The sequence below is a fragment of the Bradyrhizobium jicamae genome, from assembly GCF_018130215.1.
Lineage (GTDB): Bacteria > Pseudomonadota > Alphaproteobacteria > Rhizobiales > Xanthobacteraceae > Bradyrhizobium > Bradyrhizobium jicamae_A.
This window is the reverse complement of sequence record NZ_JAFCKQ010000097.1, coordinates 1-6,364: the sequence shown is the minus strand read 5'-3', so window position 1 is coordinate 6,364 and position 6,364 is coordinate 1. Positions and strand designations below refer to the sequence as shown.

Annotated in this window: 4 protein-coding genes and 2 pseudogenes; 3 read left to right on the top strand and 3 right to left on the bottom strand. The window is 64.5% G+C overall.

Features of this window, described 5'->3' with window-relative positions; translation table 11 throughout:
• Positions 1 to 73 precede the first annotated feature (73 nt).
• Positions 74 to 1,276, bottom strand: coding sequence for an alanine--glyoxylate aminotransferase family protein (locus tag JQ586_RS39830; RefSeq protein ID WP_212400086.1), 1,203 nt, complete (start codon positions 1,274 to 1,276; stop codon positions 74 to 76).
• Between the two features lie 140 nt (positions 1,277 to 1,416).
• Between JQ586_RS39830 and JQ586_RS39825 the strand changes: the two genes are divergently transcribed.
• The 3 genes from JQ586_RS39825 to JQ586_RS39815 all read left to right on the top strand — a co-directional run bounded on the left by JQ586_RS39825 (position 1,417) and on the right by JQ586_RS39815 (position 5,664).
• Positions 1,417 to 2,169: a GntR family transcriptional regulator gene (locus JQ586_RS39825; RefSeq protein WP_212400085.1), complete on the top strand. Its 753-nt coding sequence runs from the start codon at positions 1,417 to 1,419 to the stop codon at positions 2,167 to 2,169.
• A gap of 96 nt (positions 2,170 to 2,265) precedes the next feature.
• On the top strand, positions 2,266 to 5,232 hold the full coding sequence (locus JQ586_RS39820; protein WP_212400084.1) for an FAD-binding and (Fe-S)-binding domain-containing protein: 2,967 nt from the start codon (positions 2,266 to 2,268) through the stop codon (positions 5,230 to 5,232).
• 3 nt (positions 5,233 to 5,235) lie between these two features.
• Entirely contained in the window at positions 5,236 to 5,664 is a 429-nt protein-coding gene (locus JQ586_RS39815) for a heme-binding protein (protein WP_212400083.1), read from the top strand.
• A 123-nt stretch (positions 5,665 to 5,787) separates the two neighbouring features.
• Here the strand turns inward: JQ586_RS39815 and JQ586_RS39810 are convergent.
• Positions 5,788 to 6,182 (bottom strand): annotated as a pseudogene (locus tag JQ586_RS39810) (conjugal transfer protein TrbE); the annotation flags it as partial.
• 10 nt (positions 6,183 to 6,192) lie between these two features.
• Positions 6,193 to 6,364, bottom strand: a pseudogene (locus tag JQ586_RS41020) (conjugal transfer protein); the annotation flags it as partial.

The following is a 6,364-nucleotide window of genomic DNA, read 5'->3' as shown; positions in this document are numbered from 1 at the left end:
TCGTCTCCGAATCTCGTCGGAGTCAATGAATCATGGTCGCCGGTCGACGGCGAGCGCCTTTTTCAACAGCCTGCTAGGGGCCGGCCACTTTCAGATGCGGCGACGAGTTGCTCTGCGTTCGCTGCTCGAAGACCTTCATCGCGGCATCGACGCCGCCGGGGCGATGCGCGACACCGGCGACCGACAGTCCCATCTCGACGCCGGTGAGCGCGCCGAGCAGCGTCAGCTCATTGCATTCGCCGAGATGGCCGATGCGGAACACCTTGCCGGCGACCTTGGACAGGCCCGCGCCGAGCGACATGTTGTAATTGTCGAGCACGACCTTGCGGAACCGGTCGGCATCGTGGCCAGGGGGCATCATGACGGCGGTGAGCACCGGCGAGAACTCCGATGGCTCCCGGCACAGGACCTCGAGACCCCATTGGGTGACGGCGGCGCGCGTCGCCTGAGCCAGCCGCTGATGACGGGCGAACCCGTTGTCGAGCCCCTCCTCCAGCAGCATCGCGACCGCCTCGCGCAGGCCATAGAGCAGGTTCGTCGCCGGCGTATACGGGAAGAAGCCCTTCGCATTCGGCTTCAGCATCTCCTCCCAGTCGAAATAGGAGCGCGGCATCCTGTTGGTGCGGGAGGCGGCGCGGGCCTTGCCGGAGATTGCGTTGAAGCCGAGGCCGGGCGGCAGCATGAAGCCCTTCTGCGAGCAGCTGACGCTGACGTCGACCTTCCATTCGTCGTGCCGGTAATCCACCGAGCCGAGCGAGGAGATGGTGTCGACCATCAGCAGCGCCGGATGCGCGGTGCGGTCGATCGCGGCGCGGATATCCGATATCCGGCTGGTCGCGCCGGTGGAGGTCTCGTTGTGCACCACCATCACGGCCTTGATGGCGTGCGCCTTGTCCTCCGACAGCCGCGCCTCGATCACGGCGGGGTCGGCGCCGCAGCGCCAGTCGCCCGGGACGAAATCGACCTCGATCCCGAAGCGGCCGGCCATCTGGCGCCACAGGGTGGCGAAGTGGCCGGTCTCGACCATCAGGACCCGGTCACCCGGCGACAGCGTGTTGACGATCGCGGCTTCCCAGGCCCCGGTCCCCGACGATGGAAAGATTACGACCGGGCCTGTGGTCTGAAAGATCTTTTGGCTGCCCTCCAGCACCGCCCGGCCGAGCTCCGCGAACTCCGCGCTGCGATGATCGATGACCGGCATATCCATGGCGCGAAGAATCCGATCAGGGACCGGGCTCGGCCCGGGGATCTGCAGGAAATGGCGTCCTTGGTGCATGAAACCTCCAGATTGGCTTAGTTGGGGCTCGCTCAGGCCCGGCGACGTTATTCTGCATTCATTTTTTGGCTTATCAATCTATTTTTGGTGTGCGATTGTGAGGATCGACGTCATCCGAGTGGTAAATTACTGTCGTGCATATGAAATCCACGATTCCCGAAAGCGGGGTTCCGATCGCCCAACCGGCCGCCGGCAATGGCGGCGACCGCCAGGAGGCCTCGCTGCACGGGGAAATCCTGCTGCGGCTTCGCGACTATGTGGTCGAAGGCAACATCCCTGAGGGCGCCCGCGTTCCCGAGCGCCAGCTCTGCGAGATGCTCGGCATCTCCCGGACGCCGCTTCGCGAAGCGCTTAAGGTGCTCGCCTCCGAGGGCCTGATCGAGCTATTGCCCAACCGCGGCGCGCGGGTGCGCCAGCTCAGCGCGCGCGACATCGAGGAACTGTTCGAACTGATGGCAGGGCTCGAGAGCTTGGCCGGACGGCTCGCCTGCGAGGCCATCACGGACGAGGAAATCACCGCGATCGAGCGGCTGCATTACGAGATGTACGGTCACTATCTGCATCGCGACATGCACCTCTATTTCCAGATCAACCAGCGAATCCACGAGAGCATCGTGGCGGCCGCACGCAACGAGACGCTGAAGACCGCCTATGCCAATTTCGCCGGCCGGATCCGCCGCGTCCGATACGCCGCCAATTTCGCCCGCAAACGGCAGCGCTGGGCCGAGGCGATGCGCGAGCACGAAGCGATCCTCGACGCCCTGCGCCGCCGCGCCGGCAGTGAATTGAGCGACGTCCTGTTCCAGCACCTGCGCAACAAGCGGACCGCCGCTATCGAGCACCTGTCCGAAGATGGGGACGGCACGCCGGAGGCGGCGCGTCACGGCGACTAGCTTGCTCATTTTGAATTCATAATATAGTTTTCAAAAAGAAATAATGCATAATTTCATAGCGACCACTATCGCCAGATGGATCAGATCGGATCTGGGATGAAGCACGCCTCATCGCTCGAACAGCGCCTGAAGTCGCAGCTGACCGGCGACGTCTTTTTCGATGCCTTCAACCGCGGGCGCTATGCGACCGACGCCTCGTTCTACCAAATCATGCCAGCCGGCGTGGTGGTCCCCAGGACGATCGACGAAGCCCTGCGCGCGGTTGCGCTCGTCAAGGACGACGGGCGCGTCGTGACTCCGCGTGGCGGCGGCACCTCGCAATGCGGCCAGACCGTCAATGACGGCGTCGTCATCGACTTCTCCAGGCACCTGAATCAAGTCGTCTCGCTCGACGTCGAGAACCGCACATGCGTGGTCGAGCCCGGCATCGTGCTCGACGATCTCAACCGCCAGCTCAGGAAGCATGGACTGTGGTTTCCCGTCGACGTCTCCACGGCGTCGCGCGCCACCATCGGCGGCATGGCCGGCAACAATTCCTGCGGCGGACGCTCGCTGCGCTACGGCACCATGCGCGACAACACGCTGTCGATGGAGGCGGCACTCGCGGACGGCACGCTGCTGCGGTTCGGCGAGGTGCCGCGCGATCTGAGCAATCTGAATGCGCCCGACGCCGGATTGAAGCTGTTCCGCGACATGCTCGATCTCGGCGAGCGCGAAGCCGCAGAGATCGCCGACAAATTCCCCAAAGTGCAGCGCCGTGTCGGCGGGTACAACATCGACGCGCTGGTTCCGCGCAATGCGCCGAACAACATGGCGCATCTGCTGGTCGGCTCGGAAGGTACCCTGGCCTTCACGACGCAGGTCGAGCTCAGGCTGTGGCCCGTGATCCGCAACAAGGCTCTGGGCGTCTGCCATTTCGGCAGCTTCTACGAGGCCATGGACGCGGCTCAGCACCTGGTCAAGTTGCGGCCCATTGCCGTGGAGCTGGTCGATCGCACCATGATCGCGCTCGGCCGCGAGATCGTGATGTTCCAGCCGATCATATCAGCCGCGGTGCGCGGCGATCCCGACGCGATCCTGGTGGTCGAGTTCGCGGAGGAGGACCAGGTCGACAATCTCTCCCGTCTCGAGCAGCTCGGCGAGTTGATGGCCGATCTCGGCTTCGGCTGGGACAACCCCAGGCGCAAATGGGGCGGCGTGGTCGAGATCGTCGAGCCCGCACTGCAGGCCGGCATCGCCGACTTCCGGGCTGCCGGCCTCAACGTCATGATGTCGATGAAGCAGGAAGGCAAGCCGGTGTCCTTTGTCGAGGATTGCGCCGTGCCGCTGCCGCACCTCGCCGACTACACCGAACGGCTCAACGCGGTCTTTGCCAGACACGGCACCCGCGGCACGATGTACGCACACGCTTCGGAGGGCTGCCTGCATGTGAGGCCTGTGCTCAACCTCAAGCTCGAGAAGGACGTCAAGGCAATGCGCGCCATTGCCGAGGAAGCGTTCGAGATGGTGCGCGAATACAAGGGCTCGCATTCCGGCGAGCACGGCGATGGCCTGGTGCGCTCGGAATTCCACCAGGCGATGTTCGGTGCGCGCATCGCCGCCGATTTCCGCGAGGTCAAGCAGCGCTTCGACCCAGGCAACACGCTCAATCCCGGCAAGATCGTCGATCCGCCCAGGATGGACGACCGCGCGCTGTTTCGCTACGCGCCCGATTACCGGGTCGGCGAATTGAAGACCGCGCTCGACTGGTCGGCCTATCCCGGCGCCGGCGGCGGCTTCCAGGGCGCGGTCGAGATGTGCAACAACAACGGCGCCTGCCGCAAGATCGAGGGCGGCGTGATGTGCCCGTCCTATCGCGCGACCCGCGACGAAAAGGACGTAACCCGCGGGCGCGCCAATACGTTGCGGCTTGCGATCTCCGGCCAGCTCGGCCCCGATGCGCTGGCCTCGGACGAGATGATGGAGACGCTCAAGCTCTGCGTCTCCTGCAAGGCCTGTCGCCACGAATGCCCGACCGGCGTCGACATGGCCAAGATGAAGATCGAGGTGCTGGCGGCCCGCGCGGCGACGCACGGCGTGTCGCTGCGCGACCGCCTGGTAGGCTACCTGCCCCGCTACCTGGACCTGGCGTCGCGTTTTGCTCGAATCGCGAATTGGCGCAACCACAGCGCGTTGCTGCGCATGCTGCTCGAAAAATTCGCCGGCATCAGCGCAAGGCGTTCGCTGCCGGCATTTCGCCGCGACACGTTTGTTGCAGGCGCGGATGTATTCGGCCCTGCCGATGGGCGAGAGGTCGTCCTGTTCGCCGACACGTTCAACCGCGGCTACGAGCGCGAGAACCTCGATGCGGCGCTCGAGGTGCTGCTTGCGGGCGGATATCGCGTCCATTTGCCGAGGCCTGCGGATCACACCCGGCCGCTCTGCTGCGGGAGGACCTTCCTGTCGGCCGGCCTGGTCGACGAAGCCCACACGGAACTGGATCGGCTCGTTGCAACCCTTTCGCCGTTCACGGCGCGCGGCGTGCCCATCATCGGGCTTGAGCCGAGCTGTCTCCTGACATTGCGGGACGAATTGCTCTCGCTCCGCTCGGACGAGGTTGCGAAAAATCTTAGCGCGCACGCGCTGCTGTTCGAGGAATTCCTCGTGCGCGAGGCGGAAGCCGGGCGGCTCAGCCTGCCGCTTGGCGTCGTCGCCGGAAAGGCCATCGTCCATGGCCATTGCCACCAGAAATCGTTCGGCGCCTTCAGGCCGGTCGAGAAGGTGCTCCGCCTGGTGCCCGAGCTGAATGTGGAAACCATCGAGACGAGTTGCTGCGGCATGGCCGGCGCCTTCGGCTATGGCGCGGACACCTACCAGGCCTCGCTCGACATGGCCGAACTATCGCTGCTGCCAGCGATCCGGCGCGCCGATCCCGAAGCACTCATCGTTGCCGACGGCACCTCGTGCCGGCATCAGATCATGGACGGCAGCGGACGCACCCCGCTTCACGTCGCCCGCGTCTTGGCGATGAGCCTCAATTATGCGAAATCCAGCTCCAACCCATCAATGCCCGCAAAGGAATAAGCCATGGCTGATCTCACCCTCGACGTCGCGCGCAAGATCCTGGATGCTGCCTTGGCCAAGGGTCTCGAGAAGAAGCTCAAACCGCTCGTGATCACGATCCTCGACGCGCGCGGCGCAGTGAAGGTGACCGCCGCGCAGGACGGCACCAGCCTGATGCGGGCCGAGATTGCCCACGGCAAGGCCTATGGTGCGCTCGCGATGGGCATGGGATCGCGCGCGCTGTTTCAGCGCGCGCAGGAGCAGGCCTATTTCATCGACGCCGTGAACACGCTGGCACAGGGACGCATGGTGCCGGTGCCCGGCGGCGTCCTGATCCTCAACGGCAGCATCCTGCTCGGCGCCGTCGGTGTCAGCGGCGATACGTCCGACAATGACGAAGCATGCGCCGTGGCCGGCATCGAGGCCGCCGGCCTGAAGGCCAACGCAGGATAGACATGCCGCACCTGCTCGCACGCCTTTGGGTCTTTCTGCAACCAGCGCCCTAGTTAAATTCGATGCAAGACTCCGCTACCGTCGGGGGTCGAGATACTGGGCCGTTTTGATAGTCCCCCCGTCGGCTCCTCCTCCGCCGGCAAAATAGAGGAACGTCAGGAAATAGCTGGCTCATAGTGAGCACCCGCCTCGTCAAACTGAGCTCTGCGCTCGGCGTCGATTAGTGCAGATGCGACATCCGGAAATGTGCTCGGAGGATAGGCCCCGGCGAAATGGCGCTGCGCCTCGACGAATACGGCCCAGCCTGACCCTAAGCGACGCAAGGCGTTATTCAAGCGACCGGCGACGGCGACGAGTTCAGCCGGCATCGCGCTATCGAGGTCGGGTCCTCGGAATTTTGCCGTGCGCTGGAACGAACCGTCCTTGTTCAGGATGATTCCCTTCTCGACGAGGGTTGCCCAGGGCAGGAAGTCGGCGAGACGGGCGTTGGAATGGCGATACTCAGCAAGATTCATCATGATTGAGAGCTCAGAGGTTGAGATGGCCGGGAATGCGCAGATGCCGGCGCACCACATCGACGAAGGCGGGATCCCGTTTGGCGGCCCAGACGGCGGTCAAGTGCGCGATGAACCAGAGGACGAGACCCGCGATCCAGAGTCGAAGTCCGAGCCCAAGGGCTGCCGCAAGGGTGCCGTTGACG